Origin of the sequence: Treponema sp. OMZ 798, from assembly GCF_024181385.1 — a bacterium.
GTDB lineage: Bacteria > Spirochaetota > Spirochaetia > Treponematales > Treponemataceae > Treponema_B.
In genome coordinates, this window is sequence record NZ_CP051305.1 from 2,202,699 (window position 1) to 2,229,263 (window position 26,565).

A 26,565-nucleotide genomic window follows, 5' to 3' on the forward strand; every position below is an offset into this window, starting at 1 on the left:
TTTAGCAATAGATGCTCTTTAAGAAGTCTAAATCCAATTCGGGATAAAGAACAAATTTATGTAAAATAGCATCTACTTCTTTTTGTATCTCGGCCTTTACAGTGGGGTCAACCACAACATTGGCCTTGCTGGGAGCTCCGCTCTTTGTTACGCCGGGTTTTGAAGCCTTCAATACCCTGTCAATGATTGAAGCGATCTGCTTCATTTCGGCAGGGCCCATTCCAAGACTTGTTACGGCAGGTGTACCTACGCGTAAACCGCTTGTCCACCAAGGACCGTTCGGATCAAAGGGCAAGCTGTTCCTGTTAAGGGTTACACCGCACTCGGACATTGCAGTTTCAGCTTGACGTCCGTTTAAGCCGTATTTTGTTACGTTAATCAGCATTAAGTGATTGTCTGTTCCGTTTGTCTGGAGCTTCATACCGAGCTTCATACATTCTTCAGCGAGGGCGGCAGCGTTGTCTCTTACCTTGTGGGCATAGTCCTGATATTCCTTGCTGTTTGCTTCGCGGAAGGCAACAGCCTTTGAAGCCATAACATGGGGAAGGGGTCCGCCGATTACAAGAGGGCATCCCTTATCTACAAACTCGGCAAATTCTTTTTTGCAAAGAATCATAGCACCGCGGGGACCGCGAAGAGTTTTGTGGGTTGTAGTTGTTACCACATCAGCCCAAAGAACGGGGTTATACTCGCCTTCAAAAACTTTTCCTGCAACGAGACCTGCAAAGTGAGCCATATCGACCATCAAAACGGCTCCGCACTTATCGGCGATTTCTCTAAATTTCTTAAAGTTAATCTTTCTGGGATAGGCGCTGTATCCGGCCAAAAGAATCAAGGGCCTTTCTTCCATTGCTCTTTTTTCGATCTCGGCATAATCAAGCTCGCCTGTTTCCTTGTTTACGGTATATGAGCATGTTCTAAACATCTTTGAAGAAACGTTTTGAACATAGCCGTGGGTAAGGTGACCGCCCGAATAGTAGTCCAAGCCCATAAGTTTTTGGTTTCCAAGAGCATGGCGCAATTCTTCCCAATCCTCATGGCTCAAGCCTTCAAGGCTCATCTTCTTAACCTTTCCTTCGACAACCGTTTCAAATTTCTTTAAAAAGGGTTCTTCAACCTTTGCATTTAAAATTGCCCAATAGGCTACGATGTTTGCGTCAGCTCCGGAGTGAGGCTGAACATAGGCGTGTTCGGCTCCAAATACCTTACAAGCCTCGGCACAGGCTGCCATTTCAACAGCATCGACGTTTTCGCATCCTCCGTAATATCTATGCTCAGGGAAACCTTCCGCATACTTATCGGTCAGGAGGTTACCCATAGCAGCTTGAACTGCCAATGAAGAATAGTTTTCGCTGGCGATAAGTTTTAAGTGACTTCGCTGATTTTCTATTTCTTTTACAATGCTTGATGCAACTTCAGGATACACGGATGCAACCTGATCCAAATTGGCCAAATATGCAACCATAGGCAGCTTTGCATTTGAGCCTTCCTTTTCAAGGTATTTTTTTAAACCTTCTTTCATATTGTAACTCCTATCAAAAGTGTGTTTTATACTATTACTCTGTTATTATAACAATTTATAAAATTATATTCTAGTATTCTTACCTGCCGGGAGCTAACTTTCTTTATTCCCTTTTCGATATTTTTTATAATGATCATAAAAAATAAATATCTTTTCAAACAAAAATACAAAAATAATAAAGCCGCAGGCATATTCGCCAATTAAAAATAACTGCTTAAAGTTATCAGAAAAGGGAACAAAAAATTGCAGCATTTTGAGGCTGTAAAGAATCATAGTTGCCGCTATTGTTATTTTACCGCCCCTTGTAGATTTTATTTCGACCGGGAATTTTAAAAGAATAAAAAAAATCATTCCCAGAGCTTGAAACATTAGCCTTCCAAAAATTAAATAGAAAAACCAATTGGGCACCAAGCCCAGTTGGTAATATACTATTGAAACAAGAGCAAGCAGGGAGTAGTCACTCATGGAATCCAACATACGCCCGATCTTCGTTTCCTGATTAAATTTACGGGCTATAAAGCCGTCAAAAAAATCCGTCAAAAAAACCAAAACTAAAACAACAGCTAAGATTATTTTTATCTGCTCTATCGAATTTTGCTTTAAAAGAAAAGCTATTAAGGGGACTGAGCTTATGCGGAATAGGGTAATTCCATTTGCAAGATTGATTTTCTCAAGCACAAGATTAGTCCCAACATTTATAAAATCTCCCTTGTATAAAATTAAAAAAAACAAAAGTAAGGAATGCCAGAGAGTTATATGTATTAAAAAAGCACTAAAAATTTCAGTATCCGTATTAAATATCTTATAAATTGCAAAAACGGCTGAAAATTGAAACAGCCAAAAAAACAAAACCAATCTGCCGATTTTTTTTTCCATAACTAAAGCAACAACTCCGAATTCTATTTTTTATTTACAATTCTTTCTTTTTCATAATGAATCAATGTAAAAAATAACAAACCTACCAAAATAAGTCCTATAAGGACAATAAGAGCATTAAACCCTTGCAAAATTATAGCCATTCCGGCAAAAAGATTTATTATAAGCTGTAATATCATAAAAATACCCAAAGCCCCTCTAGGGCTAAAACCTATAAGCATAAGCTTATGATGCAGATGAAATTTATCACCCTCACCTATAGGGCGTCTCTCCCTCAGCCTGCGCCATATTGCTGCAACAGTATCAAAGATAGGAAGCATTAAAATAACAGCTGCAAATTGTACTCCCGCAGCCTCATAGCCAGCCGGAGTCGGTATAAGAGGCAAAATAGACAAAACAAAACCCAAAATTTGTGAGCCGCAGTCACCCATAAAAATCTTTGCACTAGGCCGTGATAAATTAAAAAATAAAAAGCCTACGACTGAGAATGCAAGTATAAGCACTCGGAATATAATCATAGAACTTATACCTATAGAATAATAAATCGCAGCATAGGTTAGGAGAACAGAAACACCTAAACATCCTGCTTGACCGTCAATTCCATCAACAAGATTTATTGCATTGGTTATTCCTATTATCCACAAGAAAGTTATTATATATGTTTCCGGCCCCATGTACCAAAAAAATCCTATTGGTCCAAAGCTTATTTTTTTAAATGTATATCCTCCATATAAGACTATTATAGCAGCAAGCGATTGGACCAACAGCTTAAAAACAGCTCTCCAATTTTTTATATCATCCCACAAGCCCATTATAAAAATAAGCAGGCCGCCCAAGGCGATATAAAAGAAATTTAGGTGCAATAGTCTCAATTCAGGAAAACGGAAATGTAATATCAGGCTTGAAATTAGATAAGCAAAGCCGAAACCTACTCCTCCTATTCTCGGAATATTACCGGAATGTATCTTGCGTCCGCCTATTTTGTCATATAAATTATGTTTTTTTGAAAACATAATAGACATATAAACAAAAACGGCAGATAATACACAGGGAAGAAGAATTATATAAAAAACAAACTGGATTATAGCCAAAACCGGTATTCTCCTTAATCACATTCCGTGACGACATTATACAACAATACAGCTAAATTATCAAGCCTTAACAATAATAGCAGAGAACCTATTTAATTAGAAAAAATAATTATTCTATATTAATTTTTTCAACATAATCTAAAAACGCAGATCGCAGATTAGAATGTTCTTTTTCACTTTGGCTGATTTTTTTCTTTAAATTCTCCAAGGTGTTTTCTATCTCAAGAAGTTTATCTAAAAACATCTTTCCCTGTTGGGTCTCAGATCCGACAGCTTGAATATTTTTACGGATCCTATCTTGTTCGGCATTAAGATTTTTTTGCTCATTTTGTAAATTAAACAAGACACTTTGAGCCTTATCAACCTTTACCTTTTCATTTAAAACATCCTTAAAGGCTTTTTTTATCTTTTCGGGCAGCTTAGAATTGGAATAAATAGCTATCATTGAATTATTATCCATCATATTAATTTGAAGAATTTCTTCAAAAAACCTTTCTTCAACTACCTCAAGTTTTTCTTGCGAGCCAGCTTTAACTTTTATATTAAACCTGTACTTGTTTGAAGTCTTTTCCAACAATTTCTTTTCATCTGCAAGATTAAAACCTGAACTTATAAAATGTTCAACTATAATGGAACGTTCTTTTGATGCAGAATTCTTAACAGTATAAACAGAGTTTTTAGATGATTTATATTTTTTTGTTAAGACTCCTTTTACGATTTTAAGACTATGAATATGTTCTTCAAAGTCCTCAGTTTTTGCTCCTCTCACATCTATATCATCCCCAAAGGCTATAATGCGTTTTTCTTTTTCCGGTAAAAACGCCAAAACGGCATCACCTGCATACTCTCCATTTTCAAAAACCGTAATGGGACCGGCAGGAAACTTTAGGCCTGAATTATTCTCGATACTGATACATAACTTAGGATGCACATCAGCACCATAGGGTATATTAGAAAAAACCGAGTATTTTTGAGCAGGAAGCGATACAAGGCTAAGCGGAATCATAGTACTTTTTTGTCTCGGCAAATTAACAGGCTTAACGGGGGTAAAAGCAAACATTTCCCCAGCAGTACTCGTGGCAACAGTCTGATTTTCAAAATAAGCATCTTCTTCAGCCTCAGTCATAGAAAGTTCAATACTCTCATAATAAGGCTGTTTTTGCATTTTCATAGGAGCTTTTCTTTCTTCTACCTTATAATCGGCAGAATTATCATAAGCGGAATCAAAGGTTTCAGGGCTGGCTGCCTGTCCTGCAAGGATGGGAATAGTTTCACGGTGAGTATAATAGGGTTCATACAAATTTTGTTTAAAACCTACAGGCCGGCCGCTTGTAAGGGTCAGTTTTACATCCTTCCAATCAAGATCCGTGGAGTTATCTATTACAGCCCAAGCTTGAAAAGCCGCACTTGTATTGCCCATGTCAAGCCTATATGTAGGCTTCCAAATAGGAGCTTCCATGACGTACGACACCCCTATATTACGCTCTCCTGCCGATTCTATATCAATCGAAATCAGCTTCCTTTCTTTTGCAGAGGCTTCTAAAATTAGACTCAATGCCTTTTGTAAGTCATCATTCCGCTGAGGGTCCGTAAATTTAAAAGATTGTACATCTTTTAAGGATATTATCTTAACACCGTCTGCCGCAGCAATCGACAAAATTATATCAGCCTTAGACTCTTCAATTTTATCCACGCTTAAAATTTTACCGATGATCTTACTCGGCGTATAAACTTCAATTTCGGCTCCCTTCTGCGAGTTAAGGATCTTAAAAATAGAGTTATTTGCAGATAAATCTATCTTTAAACTTTGCATAGTTTTTTTAAGGGTGTCTTCCGATTGATAATTTATCGATAAATTCTTTGCAGCAGGATCTTTTACAAAAATAGATTTTAACACATCGCTTATTTGGGAAGGTAAAAACAGCATCTCTATTTTTCCGCTGCCACTTACCCTGCCTTCATGCTCATAATGAGCAACTCCTGACGAATAAAGGGTTACCTTTTTTAAAGGAATATCATCCTCATTAAACCCGATTACCGAATCAGAAAATACTGTAGTCATACACATTAATGAAATTAACATAAAAAATAATTTTTTCATACCTCCTCCAAGAAAACAATATCATCACTATTATATCACATACAAGAGTTGCTGACTAGGGTAGATTTTACAGTATTATTAAAAATTCAATTCACTTTCCATTGACATATCTCAAAATAAAACGCATAATGAGAGAATGGTATCAACTATTATTATTTCCTTTTTTATTATTGTTATTGCTGTTGTTATTATTGTTCTCATAGCCACAAGAACCAAAACATCGTCTTCAGGGGGAAGAAAAAAAGTTAAAGGCAGGGCAGTGTTAATGAAAGAAGCCTCACGCCGCTTAGCTCAAAATCCTCACGACGTTGAAGGTCTATTTATAATGGGAGATATTTATTATCAAGACCAAGACTGGGAAAAAGCATACACTGCATACTCTGCCTTATTGGATAGGATGAAGCCTCTTGAAATGAGTAAGCAGCTGGATGTTGCTATCAGGTACGGTACCTGCGCCTTAAAAACAAATAGGATTCCTGAGGCAAAAAAAGGCTTCCTTCTTGCAGAGACAATCAATTCTAAAAATCTTGCTGTAAGCTATAATTTAGGTTATATCTATTATCTCGAAAAAGAGTATGAAAAAGCCGTTAAATTTTTCAAAAGAGCCTTAATAATTGAACCAAACAGTTTTTTGGCAACAAAGTATCTTGGATATACGTTTAAGCATTTGCATAAATACAATGAGGCCTTGCCCGCGTTAAAAAAAGCCTTGGATTTTAAGCCCGATGATAAGGAAGTTTTGTTTGCAATGGGCGAATGTTTTTATGAAACGGAGGCAACAGACCGCTGCCTAAAGATATTAAACCACCTTAGGGTAGACCCTGTTTTCGGACCTCAGGCTTCATTATATACAGGTATGATAAGAGCAAAGGCCGACCAGCTGGAAAGAGCAATTGAAGACTTCCAAATAGGTTTAAAGCATACCGGAACACCGGTGGATATTTCCAACGAACTAAAGTACAGATTAGCTCAAGCCTATATAAAAACTCAAGAAATAGGTCAAGCTCTCCATCTTTTAAAAGAAATCCAGAACATAAGCCCGGGATACAAAGATGCAGCAACCTTGATAATGAGATATCAAGAGTTAAACAAAAACAAGAACTTACAGATATATCTGATGTCCGGTCAAAGCGAATTCGTAGCTCTTTGCCGCAAAATAGTAGCCCGTTTTTATCCGAAGGCAAAGGTAAAAATACTGGATATTTCAGTATTGGCCGCCTACACCGATATAGTAGCCGAAATAGATACACCGCGTTTTTCGGATACGGTTATTTTTAGGTTTTTTAGATCTCAGGGAACGGTAGGAGAGCTGCTCCTTAGAGAGCTTCATGCACGGCTAAAAGAAGTAAAGGGCGGGACAGGGATATGTATGAGTGCCGGAACCTTTACTGAAGAAGCTGTTAGGTTTTCTGAAGGACGGCCGCTGGACTTATACGACAAAACAAGACTTTCAAGCGTTTTAAACTCGTTAAAATAAAACTTTGTTTGTTCAATAAAAAAGGCAGCTCATACCGGCTGCCTTTTTGTGCAAAATAATTAAAATCTATAACCTGATAGAAAGACCTAACTTTAAGTTTACACTGTTAGCAATAATATCCTTTATGTTGCCGTCAGTGTTGGAAACTGTATATGATTCATTTCCAACTTTAAATGTTTTTTGAACTTTTAAAGGAGCAAAATAAACAGTATCGGCAATACCTCCGTAAATACCTATAATATCAGTAAAATAAAAACTTGCCAAAATATTTGCGCCTAAACCGAACATAACATCTAATTTTTCATACTTAAACTCTTGATTAAGTATAGAAACAGACTGAGTTGCCTTCATAGCATTTAAACCAAGACCGCCTCCTAAAAAGAGGTTAAAACGTGTTTTCTTAAACAAGGTTAAACCTGCACCAAGCTGAGTATCAAGGATAAAGGCATTTGTTTTTAAAAACTTATCTTTTTCCGCGCTTGAACCCGTTATGAGATCACTATGGTTTTTTCCGGGAAAGGCAATTTGGGCCATTAAATAAAGAAATCCGGCTCTTAGATCTACAGCAACGCCTGCGGCATTATTCTTTTCATCTTTGGCATTTTTTATTGACTCTTGTATATCTGCATGAAATACATCAAACTTGCCCTCATTTTTAGTGTGTACAAAATAATTTGTAAAGGCAGGGCCGAAAGAAATTGCAAAATCTGCAAATGCAAAAGCAGCAAATGCAACCGAAATAATCAAAACAAAAATTATCTTCTTGTGCTTCATAATAAACCTCCTATAAAACACATTTTACCTGCTTAATCATAAGCAGAACCAATTCTAAAACGCATATAGTCAGACTTTGTTACAATTTTATTAAAACTAAACCTTTTTTAAAGCTTGAAAGCAACAGCCAACCTTAATGCAAGGTTATTAGCCCATGAATATTTTATAAGGGATTGGATATCCTGCTTTTTTTCTTTGGTAATTGTATAAGTAAAACCGCTTCCGTTTATTGCTTTTCCTTTGTAATACCTCTTGTTTGACATCGGAATAAAATATACGGTATCTTTGATATCAAAGGAAATACCTATATTCTTTGTAAAATAATAGTTTAATGCAACAGTAAATCCTAAGCCGGACATAGCTATGCTTCGTGTCTCGTTAAGTTCCTTTGCTACAGGATTTCCAGTAATAGGATCTACTATAGTTTGTACAAATTCATCGGGAAGCTTTCTTTTTGTCTGAATATAATTTATACCAAGACCTCCGCCCACAAAAATATTAACCGGTAAGCTCTTTAAAATATTAATACCCAAGCCTATCTGACTATCTACAATAACGGAATTGTTTAACCTATTTGTCGCACCCATTGCCTTTAATTTTTCTCCTAAGGGATCATCACCTGTAGGTACCTGTGTAAAGGGAAAGCCTACGCTGATATTAGCATACACGTAACTTACTTTAAGTTTTAAACCTAGGGCTAAGGCATTATATGAATCAACAGACCTTGGAGCATCCATGGTAAGGTTTCCCTCACCTAAGGCCGCTTCCAAGCCTCCGGCCAAATTAGTTTTAAGCGAATCATTATATACTGTCACCATATTATGGTTCATATAACCTAATCCTATATCGCCGGAAATATCCATAACATCGAAGGCCGACAAGGAAAGCATACAGCCAAAAGCTAAAATAATAAAAATAATTTTTTTTATAATTATCCTCCAAGATAAAATTTTATTTAAAAGCATAATTGTATGTTTTCTATAAGTATAGCCCGGTATTAACATATTTTCAATCAGTTCTAAGTATTTTTTTATATCTATTGCCGTTTTTGCTTAAAAATAGTAGGATATATACATGAGTATACCGCAGTATCCTGAATTTACACCCATTTCGCTGGACATGCAATCCGAAATGGAATTTTACTTAAAAAGGCTTCCTGACGGAATTTCGGAGCTGACTTTTTTGAATTTATATCTTTTTAGGCACAATTATAAATATCAGGCAGCAAAAACCGATAAACTATTGATAATAATAGGGGAGTATAAGGGTGAAAGCTTTTTTATTACACCCTGCTGTACAGTGGATGTCGAAATAACAAAGGAATTATTGGCAAAATACAAAAGATGGATGATTCTTTCAAAATCTTTTTTAGATAATAACACAAATGTATTCAACCTTCCTTTTCTAAAAGAGCTAAAAATCGAAGAAGATAGAGATAATTTTGACTATGTTTATTTGAGAAAGAATTTAGCCGAGCTAAAGGGTAAGGACTTTCATAAAAAGAAGACCCATATAAACAAGTTTGAAAAATCCTATGACAAAATAAAAATCGAGCCTCTCACTCTTGAAAATGTAGAAGATGCCAAAAAAGTACTTGAAGAATGGAATAGTACAAAACCGGACTCAAATCCTGAAAATTCCGACTATGAAGCAGCCTTGGAAGCCCTTTCTATCTTGAGCCGCACATCAATGATGGGCATTATTCTCTATGTTTGGGATGAGCCTGTAGCTTGGACCCTTGCAGAAATAACACAAAACAATAAAACAGCAGTGGTTCTATTTGAAAAGGCATTGGCATCTTACAAGGGAAGCTTTCAGTACATTAATTATGCCTTTGCAGGTTATCTGCCTGAGCATATAGAATTTATCAACAGAGAGCAGGATTTAGGCAATGAGGGCCTGAGACAAGCAAAAATGACATATAAACCGATAAAATTCATAAAAAAGTATAGAATTTTATCTTAAATATGATACAATAGGAAAACATGGATTTAGTAAGTACACGAAACAACAATAAGATAGTATCCTTTTATGAGGCTGTAACAAACTGTATGCCGGCTGACGGAGGGCTTTATATACCGAAAGAAGCCTTGGACTTAAGCGATTGGACCTGTCACCTTAACGAAACTTCAAGTTTTACATCTATTGCGGGAACCTTAACCTCCGCAATACTGCAAAAAGAATTCAGCCCGGCCGTTTCGGAACGTATTGCCGTCTCTGCATTTGGAAATTACAGTCCCAGAGTAAGGCAATTGGATGAAAGGCTCTTTTTACTGGACCTTTTTCACGGACCGACCGGCTGCCATAGAGATTTCGGATTTTTATGGTTTGCCTCGGTTCTTGAGCATATTTTAACCATAACCGATAAAAAAGCTATAGTTTTAGGAACAGGTACAAAAAAGAACGGGCAAAGTATGGCAGCCGCTTTCGGCAACAAAAAAAGAGTCAAGACCCTCTTGATTCATCCCAGGGGTTATGCTTGCGGAATCCCCGAAAAATATTTGGCCGAAAACGGAGGCTCTATATACTCTGTAGAGTGTGACGGAGACATAAGGGATGTCGAAAACTTAAAAAGGTCAGTATATCTTGACAGGGAGCTTGTAGAAAAATATGGGCTAACCTTGGCAAATACGGTAAACATAGGACGGCTTTTGCCCCAAATTTTCTTTTATTTTTTTGCTTTTACCCGTTTTAAAAAGCATAGTTTCGGCGAAATTTACTATGCCCTCCACTCCGGTAATTACGGAAACCTTTCGGCAGGCCTTTTTGCATGGAAGAGCGGCCTTTCTCTCAACGGTTTTATTACCGATTCTACGCCTGAACTATCCGTAAACAAGGACGGGGATTGCTTTTGCAAAACAATGGAAATTCCTTTAGGCCAAAGAAGTGCAGCAGATCCTGTAAGCCCCTCAAATATTGAGCGTTTGGAACAAATTTTTGAAATAAGCCCTGCAATTATGAAGGCTTTGATTTTTCCTAAGCAGGTAGAGTCAAAAAATTATAAGGAACTTATAAGAAAGGCCTATCAAAGATATGGTATTATGATAGATACTTCGACAGCTGCAGCCTATGGAGCTGCAATAAAAAGCAAAATTCTCGAAAATAAGGGACCGGAAACCCTTGTACTGATTTCAAAAGATCATCCGGCCTTTGAAGCCGACATAATTGAAGAGGCCTGCGGCGAAAAAACCAATCAACCGGAATACATGAAGGGCTTAGACAGGCCTATAAAAAATATAAAAAAGATACAGGCCTCTAAAAAAGAAATTGAAAATATGCTACAATATATGGAGAGGTAGTTTTTATGTCATATAAACTTGATGGAGCCAAATTCCCCACACTTGAAGAACTGGTAGAAGCCCTCTACCCTATTTATGCAGATAAGATGAGTGAGGAGGAATTTAAAAAATATGCCGAAGAAAACGCCGAAAAAGACTAGGTCTTTTCATTTGAAAAATCAATAATATTTTTTAGCTTATATTCGGCAGCAGAAAACATCTTGCTCATATCCGAATAAATACACGCATAAAAGTTTAAAGACAAAATATTGCATTTATGCACACTATCTTCCGGCCTTTCTTCCCATAAAAGTTTAAATAAAATATGTATCAGAATAAGCCTCTCTGTAGATTCTTTATTAAACCAAACTTCCCCGTCCCACTCGTTTAAGCCTAAATAGTTTTTTATTACTTCATCATGTAAACAAAAGTCCGTAAGAGCTTTAATACAGTTCATGCTTGAACCTAAATTTTCAAAAAACTCTTCCTCTTTTTCAGTCAAACAAAATAAGCGGCTTAACAAAAATAAGGTACTTTTTGAATCGGCTTCTGAGAGTCCGCAAGAGCAAAGCAGTTCGCTAAGGACGTAGTCAAGACGGAACATTTTAATTTTTTCTTCAGGGAATAATTTAAACAAGGCCGACAATAAAAGCCCGGCCGTATACAAAAGAACACTCTCTTTACTGTCAAACACCAATGATTTAAGATCTTTTATAAATAAGAGAACTTCTTCAGTTTTAATATTTTCATCAATTAACGAAGGCTCGTTTGGGCAAAGGCATAAAAAGCAATCCATAGCTTTTTTCAAGCACAATGCACAGGTCTTGCTTTTTTCTTTAAGATTTTTTAAGCTTTCTTTTTCTTCATCGTAAGGAAAGGTTTCAAAAAACACTTCTTCAAAGGCATCAAAAAAATCCAAGAACCTCGGATAAAGTTTTTTCGATACATCTTCAAGTGTCTTTTTTCCTTTTTCACCGATATCGCAATAATTTGAAACTTGAGGGAAGAGTTCCTTAGAGCATAGGTCTTGAATAGTATTGTAAAGGCTTCCGTATTTACATTTATTGATTTCAAATTCCAAATTCTTAAAACCTCGACCCTCTGCTTTTTCATAAAGCACCTTATAATAGCCTCCATCATCTTTCAGCTCATATATATTTAAAAAGACTTGGCATTGGTACCCGTCTAAGGCTGCAAAAAAGCCCTTTTCTGCAAGTTCGGAATTTTTTCTTAAAAAGAATAAGGAAGAGCGCTGTTCATAAAACACCGTAAAATAGGCCTCTCCTGAATTTAGATTAAGAGAGGTCATAAGAGTTTCCTGTCTTAATTCCTTTTCGTTTTTTGCGTTTTTTAAGGCAAAGGCAGCTGAAAGCTTAATCCAGCCCGAAGCTCTTTCATAGGCATTATTATAAAATATCAATGAACGCTCCCCGTCAAAAAAGTTTGACCAAGCAAAGACATTTTCGTTTACGTTTCCCTCATTCCAAAAATCAAATAGTCTGAATTTTTCAACCCCCGAAAAAATACGGCGCTTTTTTAAAAGAGGAAATATTTCGTTTTTATGCCTTTCAAGCAAGCCCCGGTTTACAGCCTCATCCTTATACGCTCTTCTGTACTCCATTCCATATTTTTCGGTAAAGCCTTCGAGCTGGCCGTGCCCGAACATGGGAAGCCCGGGCATAGCCGACATCATTGTACAAATGCCGAAGTATTTATCCCCGTCTCCGAATTGGGCTACGGCGGTTTCTTCATCGGGGTTGTTCATGAAGTTTACATAACGCCTAAGGACTTCGGGATCGAACTCAAGGGTGTTTTTGATGGTTTCCCTGTATTTTGCATTTTCTTCTTTTTTAAGCATGTTCATAAAGGCGGAGTTATATACGCGGTGCATTCCGAGGGTGCGCACAAAGTAGCCTTCCATCATCCAAAAAGCTTCAGCAAGCAGGAGGGTATCGGGGGCTTCTTTTGCACAGCGGTCTACAACCTCCCTCCAAAATTCTTCAGGAATTCTTTTTTCAAATTCATCTATGGAGAGAGCATGGCGAGAGCGGCTCGCAATATCTCCTCCAGAACCGGGAGCCGGATACCATAAACGGCGGATATGCTTTTTGGCAAGCACCATGGCCGCATCGAAGCGTATTATGGGAAAATTACGCGCAACATGGAGGATTTTTTGGATAACCTTTTCGCGGGCTTCTTGGTTCAAAAAATCTATTTGAGCCGTGTCATTCCATGGGAGACCCGTGCCGTCATTTCCATGATAGATATAGCGTACATCCCCGGAATAGTTATCGACACGTTTAAAAACTACAGCGCAATCGGTTTTCGAATAATAGCCTCTTTCAAGATAAACACTTGTTCTCCCATCACGGGAAAGGTTTTCGGTATCGTAATTATACGCAGGAAAGGGTGATTCCCTTGTCTGCAAAAAAAGATTCGGCTCTTCCATAATCCATTTGGAATCAAGGCCTGTATGATTGGGAACCATATCGGCCGCCATTCTGATTCCGAATTTCCAGGCTCTTTCCCGTAAATTAGCCAGAGCCGGCCAGCCGCCAAGTTCCTCTGCAATGTCATAGTCGTAGATACTGTATGCACTTGCGGCCGCATCCGAATTTCCGCAAATTTCTTTAATACGGCGGCTTGCCTCAGAGCGCTGCCAAACGCCGATCAGCCAAAGTCCCGTTATTCCTGCATCCGCAAAGAATTTAAGCTCTTCATCGGGAATTTGGTCTAGACGTGTGATGGAAGCAGAATATTTTTTACTCAGCTGATCCAGCCAAACTAAGGTGCTCTTTGCTATTAGAACAAGGTTGGGCATCCAATTTTTATCGGCTGTAAAGGCCTCATACTCTTTTAATAAATTTTCAAAGGTGGGGGCCGGGACATCAAAGCTTCCGCCCTTTGGCGGAGCCCAGCCGGCTTTTTCCTCTTCACGGATAAGATCCTCTGCACCCAAGACTTTCAACAAAAGATTTTGAGTAAACCTAGCCCAATGCTCTTTTATATATTTAAGCTGACCTAAAATGCTGTTGGGACATCGCTTTATAGGCTCTTCCAAAAAAGAAAGAATATCCAGCCGCCCCTGGTCCTTTCCTAATCTGCTCCCTATAGGCTTATTTTTTTTTGACCACTTTTTTGCCGTTTCCCAAAAAATACCGTATGAGTCGATTGTTTTTAAATTGGAGTCATTAAATAAAACTTCAAACTTTGAGTTTGCAGGATTTCTATTTGCAAGGCAGAGTAGGATAAGTTCTTCAAAGGCGAGCAATTTGTTCGGTACATTTGATAATTCATCATTTGATTCAAACCATTCATCCAAGGAAATTTTATCGGTATAAACATCCTTAGGAGGAAAATCTTTACAAAAATCTTTTAGTAAAAAATCAAGACTATGAAAATTTTTGCTCTTAAATTCTTTATCGATAAATTCATATCCTTTTACAAAAAAATCGGCATCAATATTTTGGCGGTAAAGCCTTAAAACATAATGGAGGACCTCATCAAAAATTCCCATAGCGTTCAATTCCCCTGCCTGCAAATGCTTTTGAGCCTTCCCAAAAAGGCCTTCCTTTACAAGAGAATTAAAATTAAAAACGAAGCTATGAACTTCAGATATGTTTTCAAATACGGCATTTCCGCATGAAGAAAAAAGAGAAGACTTTAAATTACACTTTTTACGGACATCTCCATTTATATGAAATTCCATTGCCTGAAAAAAAGAGTTTATATCCATAAATTAAGTATAACATTAATAGGCTCAAAACGCAAGCCGGAAATCGGTAATACATTTTCTTATTTAACCGCAAAGACACAGAGAGCACAGAGGATATATTAACTTGATACTTTTGAATAAATCACAAATTTTTTACCGATTTACTATTTTTTTCAAATAATTCCTATAAATATAATGAGGAGATGGAATGTGAAAAAATTAGGAGAACACAAATGGTAAAACGATTTGAAGATTTAACATTTACAGATGATTTTATGTTTTGTAAAACTATGCAAAATCCGCATTTTTGTAAAAAACTTATTGAAATGATATTATTTGATACAATAGGCAAAATTGCGTATATCTCGGTGCAGCATAGTATTAACACTTACGAGCAGGCAAAGTCCATAAGGTTTGATGTCCTAGTGCAAACAGAAAGCGGTAAATTTTATGATGTCGAAATGCAGATAAGCAATGAACGTAATATTCCAAAACGAATGAGGTTCTACCAAGCAGCCCTAGATATTTCTTTTTTGGATAAAGGAAATTCATATAACAACTTAAATGACAGCTTTATAATTTTTATCTGCACCTTTGATGCTATAGGCAAAAACAAGCCCGTTTATACTTTTGAAAATACCTGTATTGAAGATAAAAATACCCCTTTACAAGACGGCACACGAAAGGTTATAATAAATGCAGAAGCTTTTAAGTACACTGAAGACAAAGAACTAAAGGTTTTTTTAGAATATCTTAAAACAGGTAAACCAAATAGTGAATTTACAAGGGAGATAGAAAAAATGATACAAACAATAAAACAAAATGAACAGGCAAGGCAAGAATACAGATTATTATCTACTTTTGAAATGGATGCTATGGATAAAGGGGCTTACCGCAAAGCTATAGAAACAGCTAGACTTATGAAAAAAAGAGGATACCCAACTTCTGAAATTTTGATAATGACGGGGCTTACAGAGACAGAAATTGAAAAAATGTAATTTTTCAGACCGTCAACACCGAAAATATTTACGTAAAGATTTTGCTTTTGTGTGTATAAGGAGAGGATAATTTAGCTGCAGAGGAGGCAAAGGCTCCCATTGTAAAATGGAGTAAATTGTGTTAAACGTTTGGAAAGAGAGGCTGGTAAAATGAAAAAAATTGTCTTTAAATTTCTATTTTTAACTCTGCTGATAAATATTTTTATTTCTTGCGGCAATAAGAAAAACTCCTATGAGGCATCCAAAGATGCCCGTTTCGGCGGTTATACTGCAGAATCAAAAAGCGCCTCCGATCCAGCCTTTGACAAAAACAAAGAAGACTTAAAGGAAGCCGATGCTATAAATTTAGATGATAAGGATATCGAAAGAAAACTCATAAAAACAGGTCTTATAGAATTTGAAACTGATGATATAAAAAAAACAAGGGAAATAATCGAAAACCTTGTATTGAAATATCAAGCCTACATAAGTCAAGAAGATGAAAAACATTTTTATTCCGGTATCAGACAGACAATCAGTATTAGAATACCAAAAGAAAATTTTGATAATTTTTTAAACGAAGTTACGGCGGGAATTAAAAAATTGGATAATAAAACTATTACGGTTGAAGATGTTACGGAAGAATTCGTAGACAGCATTGCCCGCCTAAAAGTAAAAAAGGAAACCGAACAAACTTATCTAAAAATTTTGACTCAGGCTAAAACGGTAAAAGATATTTTAGAAGTACAAAACCAAATTCAAGATTTACGTTCAGACATTGAGGCAATTGAAGGCCGTTTACGTTATTTACAAAAATCCGTAAATTACAGCACCTTAAATATTTCAATGTATCAAATAAACAGCGATATAGAAAAACCTTCATTTTTTAGCAAAGCCGTTGATGCCTTAGAAGACGGAATAAGCCTTTTTAGCGATATAATAATCAGTATTCTTTATCTTTGGATATTTATACTTATAATTGCACTAATTTTGATAATCATCATCAAAAAAAGACGCAGCAAAAAAGCCAAAATGAAGCAAGATTTGGATTAAGTATTCATCGAAATAATGAGCTCAATTTCTCCGGTAGGAAGGGGAATTTTTTCGGCTATGAGCTCTATTGAAAGTCCTTTTTTAGCCATTTCAATTATCTGTTCTTTCATTGAAGCAGTTTGGTCGGGAACAATCCCGGCTTTGGGAGCAAGAATTTGTTTTGTATATATCTTAATAGGCTCATCTTCAATATGTGAATTTTCTTTTTTACTTACTTGTTCTGAAAGACTTGTATCCCGTAAATTCTCATTTGAAATTACGGGCTTTTTAGTTTTTACAAGAACTTCCGGATCAAACCCTGATAAGGCATTAGCCTTAGCGGTTTCAGCCAGGCTTTGATAGACCCTCTCGGCTGCACTCCGTTTTTCTTCTTCTCTTCCTGTAAGCAGGATACGCTTGTCCAATTCGGACATAAGGCCGTTCACTTCTTTAATCTTGTCTTCCATTATCGTAACGGACTGATCCGTTTGAAAGGCAATCTGAGCCACGAGTTTTTGCGTTTCATTTTTTATATTATTGACTGAAGCCCTATCCGAAAATTGATTTTTAAGTTTTAAATAAAAAATGAACATCATCAAGAGATTTAATATTAACAACACGATAGCAATAATAGTCATCATCCCGAAATATCCACTCTTTGGCCCAAAGAAGGGTCTTTTATATATTCTTCATTATTTAGTTCTTGGTCGGTTTGAGGAGTGTTTTGCTTTTTTGCATTTTCGCCTCCCTTATTTTCCTCATCGGGAGACCTGCCGTCCTTATTGATTCTAAGATTCTTATTGCTGTCGGAGTCTACAACCTGAACAGAGCTCAGTTTTTTTTGTGCATCGATTTTATTTTGCTGCTGCTGGGCATCCCGAACCATAGAAGCTACCTGCTGTTCGGCGCCCTGCTGTTTCCCGACCTTAGCCATTTGAGCATATAGAGTTTGTAGATCAATTGGTTGAATAGCCACTTGGAACCTTCTTAACATCCTCTTCGTTTTCTTCTTGATATTTTCCGTAACGCACAATTCCCTTGTCGAGATAGAATGTAGTAGCCTTACAATCCATTCTTACATCCTCGACAGTATCCCTTATAACTATGCGTACTCCCGGATATACGTGTCCGGAAGCGGAAACCCGGCCCTGATTCTTCAATGTATTTAAGTACTCTTTTATTTGGGCTATTTCTTTTTGTACCTCATGAATTTCCGTTTGGAGAGTATACTTATACTCGCTCATCTTGTTATAGTTTTCTTCCTTGTCCTTGGGCAGCTCTCCCCGCTTTGATTTAAGCTCTTCAAGGCTCATCAGATTAAGCTTTAAGTCCTCCAAGGTTTTTTGATCCATTTCTTGTTTTTGCAGCAAGAAGTTTAAGCGCTCCTTGCTTTTCGGGTCAAAGCCTACACTTACAACAAGATCGTTTCCTCCTGAAACGCTTCCTAAATTCCTTGCCGAAACGGATTCGGAGGCGCTTAAATTACCGCTTATTATATCGGCCTTCTTTCCTCGGCATATGATTTTACGGTTAGCCATTACGTTCGATTTTATGATACCATCCGACACAATTACCATGTCTCCGGCTTCAACAACGTCCGTGTTTTGAATAAATTTAGCCCAAATAGATTTTCCGGCCCTTATTGCACCGCCTTCCTTGCCCATGATACCCTGACTTACAACTATATCACCCTCGGTATCCAGCTCTGCCCTTCCGACCGAGCCCTTAACCTCTATATTTCCTGAAGCCTTTATAACAAAGCCGTCGTCAACATTTCCGTTTACAAAGACGGATCCCAAGAAGGTAATGTTTCCGGTTCTGATTGAAACGTCGCCTTCAACTACATAAATTTCCTGTACCGTAATCTTATTTTTTACTAAAAGAACTTGCCCGTTTACCTCAGCGACTATCGTTAGGCCGTCAGCGGCAATCTTTGTGTTTTTACCAACAGGCATTACAATATCTTTTCCGTTAAGGGCATCAAGATACTTTCCCGTAACGGTCTTACCCGGCTTTCCTCTTTGAGCAGGAACCTTTTGAGCCACAGGCTGTCCTTCGACAACATTTTGAATAAGATTTAATTCTTTAAAATTGATCTGGCCTGAGCGGGTTTCCTGTAAGCGGACTTGAGTATTATCTACCTCAAAGTTATAAAGAATCTTTGCATCGGCACCGTTTTGCGGGGCTATACCTTCTGCCACCAGATAATCTTCACGGTAAACAGGGGAGTCTTGGAATTGCCTTACCCTCTCTTCATTTATTCCTACAATTATTCTGTTATTCTTTAAAAATGCGATAATAGTGTCTGCCGAAAGATCTACACCTCCGGCCGTCGGCGGAGTTACATAAAGGTAAGCCCTCATTTCATCATCGCTTATGTTGACAGCCATTGCAGCGTCATTACCCGGAATACGTTTATAAGGAGCTACTCTGACATATTCACCGTTTTTTTCATCCAATATTGCAGAAAGAACATCGTCTTCAGGGATGGGGAGAGCTCTGTCCCTAAACCTGTCTCTGGCAGCCTTTATATCGAAAGCGCGGCCTGTTCCTGAAGGAGGTGTTACCTTAAAGTAAATACCATCGGCAGCACAGAAGACATATCCCATTCCGTCCCGATTGATAATTACCTCGCCTTCAATTATATCTTCAGTTTCAACTGTCTCCTCTTCGATATTTTGCTGCTTCTTTACCTTTATGGTTTCATAAGCCCTTATCTTCCATTCTTTTGGAATTATAGCAAAAAAACCGGAAGCACCTTTTTGTAAGATTTCATAGTCTATCGACGAAACAGGCATCCCTAATTGTATCGCTGCATTCGCAAGGGCTTCATCAAGGGTTTCTCCGCTTATATCAACAAAAAAACGGCCGGAATCCAGTTCGTGCATTTCAGACATTTTTTCCTGTATTTGATTAAGCCTAATCATAATCCCCCCTATTTTATGCCCTTTGTAACATTAGAAAGCTTAGCTCTTAACTTTATATTTGCACTTGTATGTATCTGAGATACTCGAGATTCTGTTACATGCAGAACCTCTCCTATTTCCCTGAGAGTCATGTCCTCATAATAATACATAATTAAAACTTTTTTTTCTCTGTCGGGTAATTCTTTAATAGCATCGACTATTACCCTCTTTATATCTTCACGTTCTACAATTACATCAGGGTTTAAAGAAGAAGGTGCTTCAATTATGTCTCCTACTGAGAATTCTTCCGAATCATCATTCGAAAACCTCAAGTCCGTCAAAGAAATAACGCTTGTTGCAGATATTTTAAGCAAGAGAGAGTTATATTCTTCAATATCCAAGCCCATCGCTCCGGCTATCTCCTCGTTCGAGGCAGAGCGGCCTAGACGAGCTTCCAAGTCGGCTATCGTTTCTTCAATTTCACGGCTTTTTTGGCGTACCGAGCGGGGAACCCAGTCTATAGATCTCAGCTCATCAAAGATAGCTCCCCTTATTCTATTAACGGCATAGGTATTAAATTTAACGTTTTTATCGAGATCATATTTTTCTATAGCATCCAAGAGACCGAAAACGCCGTAACCGACTAAGTCGTCAAATTCTACATTTGTAGGCATCCCTATTCCGACCTTTCCGGCAACATATTTTACCAATGGAGCATACTTTAAAATAAAATATTCTCTGATTTTAGGATCTGAGGTTTTTTTGTATTTATCCCAAAGTTCTTCTTCAGGTATATTTTCATAATCCGTATTTGCCATTACCCACACCTTTTATTTTCTAATTTATGAATCCCGTTTAAGCACGGTACGAATAGCATTTACCATTGTATTCGTATCCATTCCTGAACCTGCTAAATCCGTCGATACATCAAATGCAGCTGTTCCTCTCTGAGTAAAATCCATTTGATCATCGCCTTCCTCCGGTTCATCCTCAGGTATAAAATCCTGCAAGTCGGGAAGTTCTTCCAATTCTTTTACAGTATTTTTTTCTTGTTTTTTTTCGGTTCCGTCTGAAAAAACATTTTTTGATGCAGAAGCTTGTGAGTCATCCTTTATACTCGCAAAATCTTCGTCGATTAGATCCTCATCACTCGGTTCATTAGTATCATCCAATATCGAATTTTCATCTACCGGTTCAGCATTTACCATGCCGGAGTCTAAATCGGCTCTTTCTTCATCATCCATAAACGGTACTTCCACCGGTTCATCGATACTTATATTCAAATTTTTACCGGTTTCTTTTTTTTCGGATTCCTGTGAGTCAAGAGACTGAAACAAGTCCGGCACAAAATGATCCAGAAGAATTTGAGCTCCTAAAACAAAGCCTCCGCTTATCAAAGAGATGATAAGTGAACGCAAAAGTATCGTAGAAAAGCGCACCCCGCTTATCAGGCCCAATAGGAAAGACAGAGCCAATGCAGCTATTGCACATATAATGGGAATTCTAAATTTTGCCACGACCCTGATAACCTCCTATTTTTAAAATTCAAGGACCTAAGTTTATTCCCACTTTCTTCCAAAAAGTTTTTGTAAAAAGCCGGAAAAGCCTGAATATTCATTATAATCCGTTTTTTCAAGTTTTGCAACTATGTGGCGCAAACAACCTGCCGCTTTACTTTTTGGAGCATATATAAAGAAGGGCTTTTGCTTTAAAACAGCCTGTTCGACCGCAGGATCGTTATAAATAAAGCCCAAGTACTCGACTTTTAAATTTAAAAATTGAGCAACAATCTGGATCATGCGTTCGGCTATTTTTTTGCCCTCGAGAGCAGAATTTACACGGTTTACAACCATTTTTAGGTTTAAATCATAGTTTTCAACTTCAGTCGCTATTATTTTTATAATTCCGTAAGCATCGGTTATTGCTGTAGGTTCCGAAGTAGTAACAATTACAACCTCATCGGCGGCGGCTACAAAACTGAGAACGTTTTTGGAAACCCCGGCGCTTGTATCTATTATTATTATATCGGCTTCCGCAAGGGTGTATAATTCTTTAATAAAATCGGACCTTTCGGCTTCTTCCATATTTGCAATTTTTGAAAAGCCTGAAGCTCCTGCAATAAATTTTATTCCGTATTCAGTATCGATGATGATGTCCGACATTTTCTTTTGTTTTTTCATTACATGATAAAGATTGAATTTCGGAATTATGTTCATCATGACATTTACGTTCGCAAGCCCCAGATCCGCATCTATTACAATAACGTTTTTTCCCATCTTGGCGTAAGCAATAGCCATGTTTGTAGAAATATTTGTTTTTCCGACTCCGCCCTTTCCGCTGGTTACGGCAATTATTCTTGTCTTTCGTTTAGGAGGAAGGTCTGAAAGTACCGCCTTATCACTGCTGTTTTTATTCTTCATCAATGTTTTTAAATCTTCTGCCTGATCCGTCATCTTAGCTCCATACTATAGAAATCTCATCATTGAAATTTTCGTTGATATAATCCAAAGAGAACCCTGTAAGTTTTCTTAGAAAAGCAAGTTTTGAAGCCTTAGCTATATCCTTGGGTACTGTTTGGCCTTCGGTTATATAGGCGACGGGTATCTTGTATTCATCCAATACACTGATAATACTGCCTACATGAGCTGTTTCATCAAGTTTTGTAACTATAAGGCTCGAAAAGTCAAAAACGGAATATTGTTTTATTATTTCGCTTATATCGGCAGCCTTAGTTACGGCACTTACTACAAGATGGGTTTCAATCCGGCCCGGCTCTATCTCATCGAAATACTTCTGCATTTCAAGTATCTTTTCAGGATCGGCCGGACTTCGCCCTGTCGTATCTATACATATAATATCGGCAGAATCCTTATATAGATCGAGATATTTATGTAAATCCAGAGGATCGGTAGCTATGATAAGGGGAATGCCCATGTGCTCGCAGTATTTTTTTATTTGAAAGGCGGCACCTATTCTAAATTGGTCAAGGGTAATAACCCTCACATCAAGAGACCGGCCTTCAAGTTTTGAAACAGCCAAAATGTAGTAGGCAGCAAGCTTTGCAAGAGTTGTGGTCTTGCCTATACCTGTAGGTCCGACCAGGGCAATCAGCTTTTGCTTTTTAGCGGAATCATCCTTATTTACATCTTCAAGTTTTATCTGTATGGAGGAAGCTATCCACTCAAGTACTTTTTTTTGGACAAGTTCAAAATCGTTTAATTCTGCCAAGCTCAAATTGTTGGATATCTTTTCTTTTATGGATCGTATATATTTAAGAGTAAAATCGTTTTCTTGTAAAATTTCTGCAATTTTTACAATATTTTCATGCTCTTGGGAAGGCGAATTTTTTAGCTTTATTTCTTCTACCAGCCTTTCCACTGTTTGTGCAAGATTTTTAAGCTCCTTATATTCAGTATCGGATTTTGACGCGTAGGATGTTTGATTTTCAAGCTTTTCTATGTAGGGCATCATCTTTTCGGCCATTTCTTCCGATTGAGATGCAGCAAGCTTGATTATTTTTAGGCGTTCTTCTTCAACGTTCATAGGTGAGTAATTTGTTAGGGGCTTGGACCTTAGTTGAACAGGTTTTTCTTCTTCATCGGATAATTTGGGCACAAAGGCCCCATCTTGTATAGTAAAGGTAAGTCTTACCGTCTTCTTGTTAAAAAGATTAAAAAAACCTTCATAGCTTTTTACTTCGCGTCGAGTAACAACAATATTCGGTCCGTACTGTTCGTGAATTTTTTGAATACACTTTTCGTATGTTGAAGCTTCTTCGACAAATGTTTCCATATAAACTTTATACCACCCGAAGCCATTATAAAACATTTTTATAAATTTTACAATACAGATACAATATGTTTATTTTGACCTTTTAGAGCTAATTGCCTTAATAAATTTACAATTATCTTTATGAGAGCGTACAGCAATTCTTATATGATTATCCCCGAGGCTTTTAAAGCTTGTGCAGGTTCTTACCAAAATTTCTTTTTTTTCAAAGAATTTTAAGGCATCTTCATCTTTTGCATTTAAAACTTTAAGAAGGATAAAATTGCAATGACTTTTATAGGCTTGTAATTTTATCGCTCCGCTTGTGCCGTATTTTTCGATATTTTCGAGCAAAAAAGTTCTTTCTTTTTGAATATAGGCCTTGCTCTTTTTTATAAAATCCTCGTCAAAAAAGATTGCAGGGGCGGCAGCTTCAGCAAAGGCATTTATGTGCCAGACTATTTCAATCTTAGAAAGGGCGGAAACCGTCTCAGGCGAAGTACAGGCATAGCCCAGCCTAATACCGGGCAGAGCAAAAAATTTGGTTGCAGCCCTGATTATACAGATATTTTTGTATCCGGCTTTTTTAAAAAGATTTATGCTGTCGTAATCGGGCGGACAAAACTCGTAAAATGCCTCATCCAAAAGTAAAAAAGCTCCTGTTTTTTGTACAAGATTATAAATTTGTAAAAGGCGGTTCTTTTCAATACGCAAGCCCGTTGGATTATTCGGGTTTCCCAAGATGAGAAGGTCGCCGGCCCTCAAGTTTTTTTCAAGCCCTGCAATATCGATAGAAAAATCTGAAAGAAAAGGAATTTCAACTAACGGCTTTTTATGAACAAGGGCTCGCAAGCCGTATTCCGAAAAGGAAGGGGTAAAAACGATAACCCTCTTAAAAAGAAAACAAAAGTTATCGATTATTTCTACAGCCCCGTTCCCCAAAACAATATTTTCACACCCGCATTTTAAGTACTTAGCCGTGATCTTTTTTAAGGAACGGTAGCGAATGTCGGGATAAACCAAGAGATTATCAAACGATGCACTTAAAGCCTTTTTTAAACCCTTAGGTGCCATGAGAGGATTGATATTGCTGCTAAAATCGATTAAAACCTCGTCTCTTTTTTTATAGGACAAAACCCCGCCGTGTTCCAAAACTGCCTGCCTTTTTTAGTATGGTAAGGATTATAACAGATTTTTAAGATAATGGCAAAGGGATTAAATTTAACCGCAATACCCCTCTTGCGAATAAGTCAAAAATAGGCTATACTAAAGCACGGTTGAGAGGCTAAAAAAAAGCTCAACCGTTTTTTTTTGGTCGAGGGGAAAAATTATGAAATCCAAGTTTATCTTTGTTACAGGCGGTGTTGTTTCATCTTTAGGCAAGGGTCTAACGGCAGCTTCTATAGGAATGCTTTTAAAAAGCCGCGGATATTCCGTAGTCAATCAAAAATTTGATCCGTACTTAAACGTAGATCCGGGTACCATGAACCCCTACCAGCACGGTGAAGTTTTCGTTACCGAAGACGGGGGAGAAACCGACCTCGACCTCGGCCACTACGAAAGATTTACCGATGTTCCCCTGCACAAATTTAACAGCACCTCCGCCGGAAAGGTTTACCTTGCCATCTTGGACAGGGAAAGGGCCGGAGGCTACAACGGAGGAACCGTTCAAGTAGTTCCCCACGTTACCGACGAAATCCAGTCAAGAATCATTGGGACAGCAGAACAAACCGGAGCGGATTTTATTATTTCCGAGATAGGCGGCACTGTGGGCGATATCGAAGCCCTCCCCTTTATCGAGGCCATCCGCCAAATCCGCTACACTGTAGGAAAAGAAAACTGCATGTTCGTTCACTTAGGCCTTTTACCCTACTTAAAAGAATGCGGCGAGATAAAAACAAAGCCCATGCAGCACAGTGTAAAAGAGCTTTTAGGCTTCGGTATTCAGCCCGACATTTTAATTTGCCGAAGCGAAAAACATCTTTCAAAATCGACACGCGAAAAACTAAGTCTTTTCTCGAATATACCTCAGGATGCGATAATCGAAAACTTAACAGCAAAATCTATCTACGAAGTTCCGCTTATGCTAGAAGAGGCCGGCCTCGGCAAGGTTCTTTGCAAACTCTTCAATATTGAAAATAAAGAGCCTAATTTAGAAGAATGGAAAAAAATGGTTCAAACTTATTACAAGCCTGAAAAAGAAATAACCATAGCCTTAGTAGGAAAATATGTAGAACTCCCGGATGCCTACCTCAGCGTTGCCGAAGCACTTACGGCAGCCGGTATTTATCATAAAACCTCAATCAAACTTCTTTGGGTTGACTCCAAAAAGATAGAAAGCAAAGAAGATGCAGCAAACTTTTTAAAGGATGCAGACGGAATTATCGTGCCGGGAGGCTTCGGCGACAGGGGCATCAACGGTATGCTTTTAACGGCCCAATTTGCCCGAGAAAATAAAATCCCCTACTTTGGAATTTGTTTAGGTATGCAGATTGCCGCCATAGAATATGCCTTAAATGCCCTGCACATTGAAGAAGCCAATTCTTCCGAATTCGATAAAAACGCTAAAAATCCGGTCATCGACCTAATGCCCGATCAAAAAGATGTAAAAATCGGCGGCACCCTCCGCTTAGGGCTTTACCGATGTATGATAGCCGAAGGCTCCCTTGCAGAAAAAGCCTATAAATCCCACGAAATCCAAGAAAGACACCGCCACAGATACGAGTTTAACAACCTTTATAGAGAAAAATTCGATAACTCGGATATGATTTTTTCGGGTCTTAATCCTGAACGCAATTTGGTGGAAATCGTAGAGCTAAAAAGCCATCCTTGGTTTGTGGCTGTCCAATTCCATCCGGAATTTGCCTCAAGGCCCAACAAGCCCCATCCACTCTTTAGAGACTTTATCAAGGCAGCAGTCGACAACAAAACCGGCCGATAGCCGGCCGATAGCCTCAAATACCCTTTGACAAAGGAATTCTTTATAAAGGATTCCATTCTAAAGAGGGTATTGATTAAAGCCGATATTAAAGCGGGGAGGCTATACGC

At 37.8% G+C, this 26,565-nt stretch carries 22 protein-coding genes; 7 read left to right on the plus strand and 15 right to left on the minus strand.

Annotation, left to right across the window (positions count from 1 at the left end; translation table 11 throughout):
* Position 1 precedes the first annotated feature (1 nt).
* The 4 genes from E4O07_RS10215 to E4O07_RS10230 all read right to left on the minus strand — a co-directional run bounded on the left by E4O07_RS10215 (position 2) and on the right by E4O07_RS10230 (position 5,590).
* Complete coding sequence (locus E4O07_RS10215; RefSeq protein ID WP_253685459.1) at positions 2–1,522, minus strand: glycine hydroxymethyltransferase; 1,521 nt, start codon at positions 1,520–1,522, stop codon at positions 2–4.
* A gap of 93 nt (positions 1,523–1,615) precedes the next feature.
* Positions 1,616–2,398 carry a CDP-alcohol phosphatidyltransferase family protein gene (locus tag E4O07_RS10220; protein ID WP_253685461.1) on the minus strand — a complete coding sequence of 261 codons (783 nt, stop codon included), beginning with the start codon at positions 2,396–2,398 and terminating at the stop codon, positions 1,616–1,618.
* A gap of 23 nt (positions 2,399–2,421) precedes the next feature.
* Entirely contained in the window at positions 2,422–3,489 is a 1,068-nt protein-coding gene (locus tag E4O07_RS10225; protein ID WP_253685463.1) for an MraY family glycosyltransferase, read from the minus strand.
* A 109-nt stretch (positions 3,490–3,598) separates the two neighbouring features.
* A complete protein-coding gene (locus E4O07_RS10230; RefSeq protein ID WP_253685465.1) occupies positions 3,599–5,590 on the minus strand; it encodes a DUF4139 domain-containing protein in 1,992 nt (663 codons plus the stop codon).
* 136 nt (positions 5,591–5,726) lie between these two features.
* Between E4O07_RS10230 and E4O07_RS10235 the strand changes: the two genes are divergently transcribed.
* Positions 5,727–7,067, plus strand: coding sequence for a tetratricopeptide repeat protein (locus E4O07_RS10235; protein ID WP_253685467.1), 1,341 nt, complete (start codon positions 5,727–5,729; stop codon positions 7,065–7,067).
* Between the two features lie 66 nt (positions 7,068–7,133).
* Here the strand turns inward: E4O07_RS10235 and E4O07_RS10240 are convergent, their stop codons facing one another.
* Positions 7,134–7,841, minus strand: coding sequence for a DUF2715 domain-containing protein (locus E4O07_RS10240; protein WP_253685469.1), 708 nt, complete (start codon positions 7,839–7,841; stop codon positions 7,134–7,136).
* Positions 7,842–7,948: 107 nt separating this feature from the next.
* Positions 7,949–8,806 carry a hypothetical protein gene (locus E4O07_RS10245; RefSeq protein ID WP_253685471.1) on the minus strand — a complete coding sequence of 286 codons (858 nt, stop codon included), beginning with the start codon at positions 8,804–8,806 and terminating at the stop codon, positions 7,949–7,951.
* Between the two features lie 109 nt (positions 8,807–8,915).
* Here E4O07_RS10245 and E4O07_RS10250 point away from each other — a divergent pair, with 109 nt between their 5' ends.
* Genes E4O07_RS10250 through E4O07_RS13420 form a run of 3 tightly spaced genes read left to right on the plus strand, consistent with a single transcriptional unit; the run spans position 8,916 to position 11,280 of the window.
* Positions 8,916–9,806: a DUF2156 domain-containing protein gene (locus tag E4O07_RS10250; protein ID WP_253685473.1), complete on the plus strand. Its 891-nt coding sequence runs from the start codon at positions 8,916–8,918 to the stop codon at positions 9,804–9,806.
* 20 nt (positions 9,807–9,826) lie between these two features.
* Positions 9,827–11,140, plus strand: a complete 1,314-nt coding sequence (locus tag E4O07_RS10255) for a PALP domain-containing protein (protein WP_253685475.1) — start codon at positions 9,827–9,829, stop codon at positions 11,138–11,140.
* A 5-nt stretch (positions 11,141–11,145) separates the two neighbouring features.
* Positions 11,146–11,280, plus strand: a complete 135-nt coding sequence (locus E4O07_RS13420; RefSeq protein WP_010689391.1) for a hypothetical protein — start codon at positions 11,146–11,148, stop codon at positions 11,278–11,280.
* Here E4O07_RS13420 and E4O07_RS10260 read toward each other — a convergent pair.
* Complete coding sequence (locus E4O07_RS10260; RefSeq protein ID WP_253685477.1) at positions 11,277–14,855, minus strand: alpha-amylase family glycosyl hydrolase; 3,579 nt, start codon at positions 14,853–14,855, stop codon at positions 11,277–11,279. The two genes, E4O07_RS13420 and E4O07_RS10260, sit on opposite strands and share 4 nt — an antisense overlap.
* Before the next feature lie 212 nt (positions 14,856–15,067).
* On the opposite strand from E4O07_RS10260, the gene E4O07_RS10265 reads away from it, so the two are divergent.
* Both E4O07_RS10265 and E4O07_RS10270 read left to right on the plus strand, forming a co-directional pair.
* Positions 15,068–15,832, plus strand: coding sequence for an Rpn family recombination-promoting nuclease/putative transposase (locus E4O07_RS10265; protein WP_253685479.1), 765 nt, complete (start codon positions 15,068–15,070; stop codon positions 15,830–15,832).
* A gap of 150 nt (positions 15,833–15,982) precedes the next feature.
* Positions 15,983–16,864: a DUF4349 domain-containing protein gene (locus tag E4O07_RS10270; RefSeq protein ID WP_253685481.1), complete on the plus strand. Its 882-nt coding sequence runs from the start codon at positions 15,983–15,985 to the stop codon at positions 16,862–16,864.
* On the opposite strand, the gene E4O07_RS10275 is transcribed toward E4O07_RS10270, so the two are convergent.
* From E4O07_RS10275 to E4O07_RS10310, 8 genes are all read right to left on the minus strand, one after another.
* The gene (locus E4O07_RS10275) at positions 16,861–17,484 is read right to left on the minus strand and encodes a hypothetical protein (protein WP_253685483.1); all 624 of its coding nucleotides are present in this window, start codon (positions 17,482–17,484) and stop codon (positions 16,861–16,863) included. The genes E4O07_RS10270 and E4O07_RS10275 overlap by 4 nt on opposite strands.
* The gene (locus tag E4O07_RS10280; protein WP_253685485.1) at positions 17,481–17,819 is read right to left on the minus strand and encodes a hypothetical protein; all 339 of its coding nucleotides are present in this window, start codon (positions 17,817–17,819) and stop codon (positions 17,481–17,483) included. The genes E4O07_RS10275 and E4O07_RS10280 overlap by 4 nt, the downstream gene beginning before the upstream one ends.
* A complete protein-coding gene (locus E4O07_RS10285) occupies positions 17,800–19,770 on the minus strand; it encodes a FapA family protein (protein ID WP_253685487.1) in 1,971 nt (656 codons plus the stop codon). Before E4O07_RS10285 ends, E4O07_RS10280 begins: the two co-directional genes overlap by 20 nt.
* A gap of 8 nt (positions 19,771–19,778) precedes the next feature.
* Positions 19,779–20,567, minus strand: a complete 789-nt coding sequence (gene whiG / locus E4O07_RS10290) for an RNA polymerase sigma factor WhiG (RefSeq protein WP_253685489.1) — start codon at positions 20,565–20,567, stop codon at positions 19,779–19,781.
* 24 nt (positions 20,568–20,591) lie between these two features.
* Positions 20,592–21,266 (minus strand): hypothetical protein, encoded by a 675-nt coding sequence (locus tag E4O07_RS10295; RefSeq protein WP_253685491.1) that lies wholly within the window; start codon positions 21,264–21,266, stop codon positions 20,592–20,594.
* Between the two features lie 42 nt (positions 21,267–21,308).
* Positions 21,309–22,202: a MinD/ParA family protein gene (locus E4O07_RS10300; RefSeq protein ID WP_253685493.1), complete on the minus strand. Its 894-nt coding sequence runs from the start codon at positions 22,200–22,202 to the stop codon at positions 21,309–21,311.
* Between the two features lies 1 nt (position 22,203).
* Positions 22,204–23,541, minus strand: coding sequence for a flagellar biosynthesis GTPase FlhF (gene flhF / locus E4O07_RS10305; RefSeq protein ID WP_253685495.1), 1,338 nt, complete (start codon positions 23,539–23,541; stop codon positions 22,204–22,206).
* 69 nt (positions 23,542–23,610) lie between these two features.
* Complete coding sequence (locus E4O07_RS10310) at positions 23,611–24,669, minus strand: pyridoxal phosphate-dependent aminotransferase (protein ID WP_253685497.1); 1,059 nt, start codon at positions 24,667–24,669, stop codon at positions 23,611–23,613.
* Between the two features lie 178 nt (positions 24,670–24,847).
* On the opposite strand from E4O07_RS10310, the gene E4O07_RS10315 reads away from it, so the two are divergent.
* Positions 24,848–26,458 carry a CTP synthase gene (locus tag E4O07_RS10315; protein ID WP_253685499.1) on the plus strand — a complete coding sequence of 537 codons (1,611 nt, stop codon included), beginning with the start codon at positions 24,848–24,850 and terminating at the stop codon, positions 26,456–26,458.
* Positions 26,459–26,565: the final 107 nt, after the last annotated feature.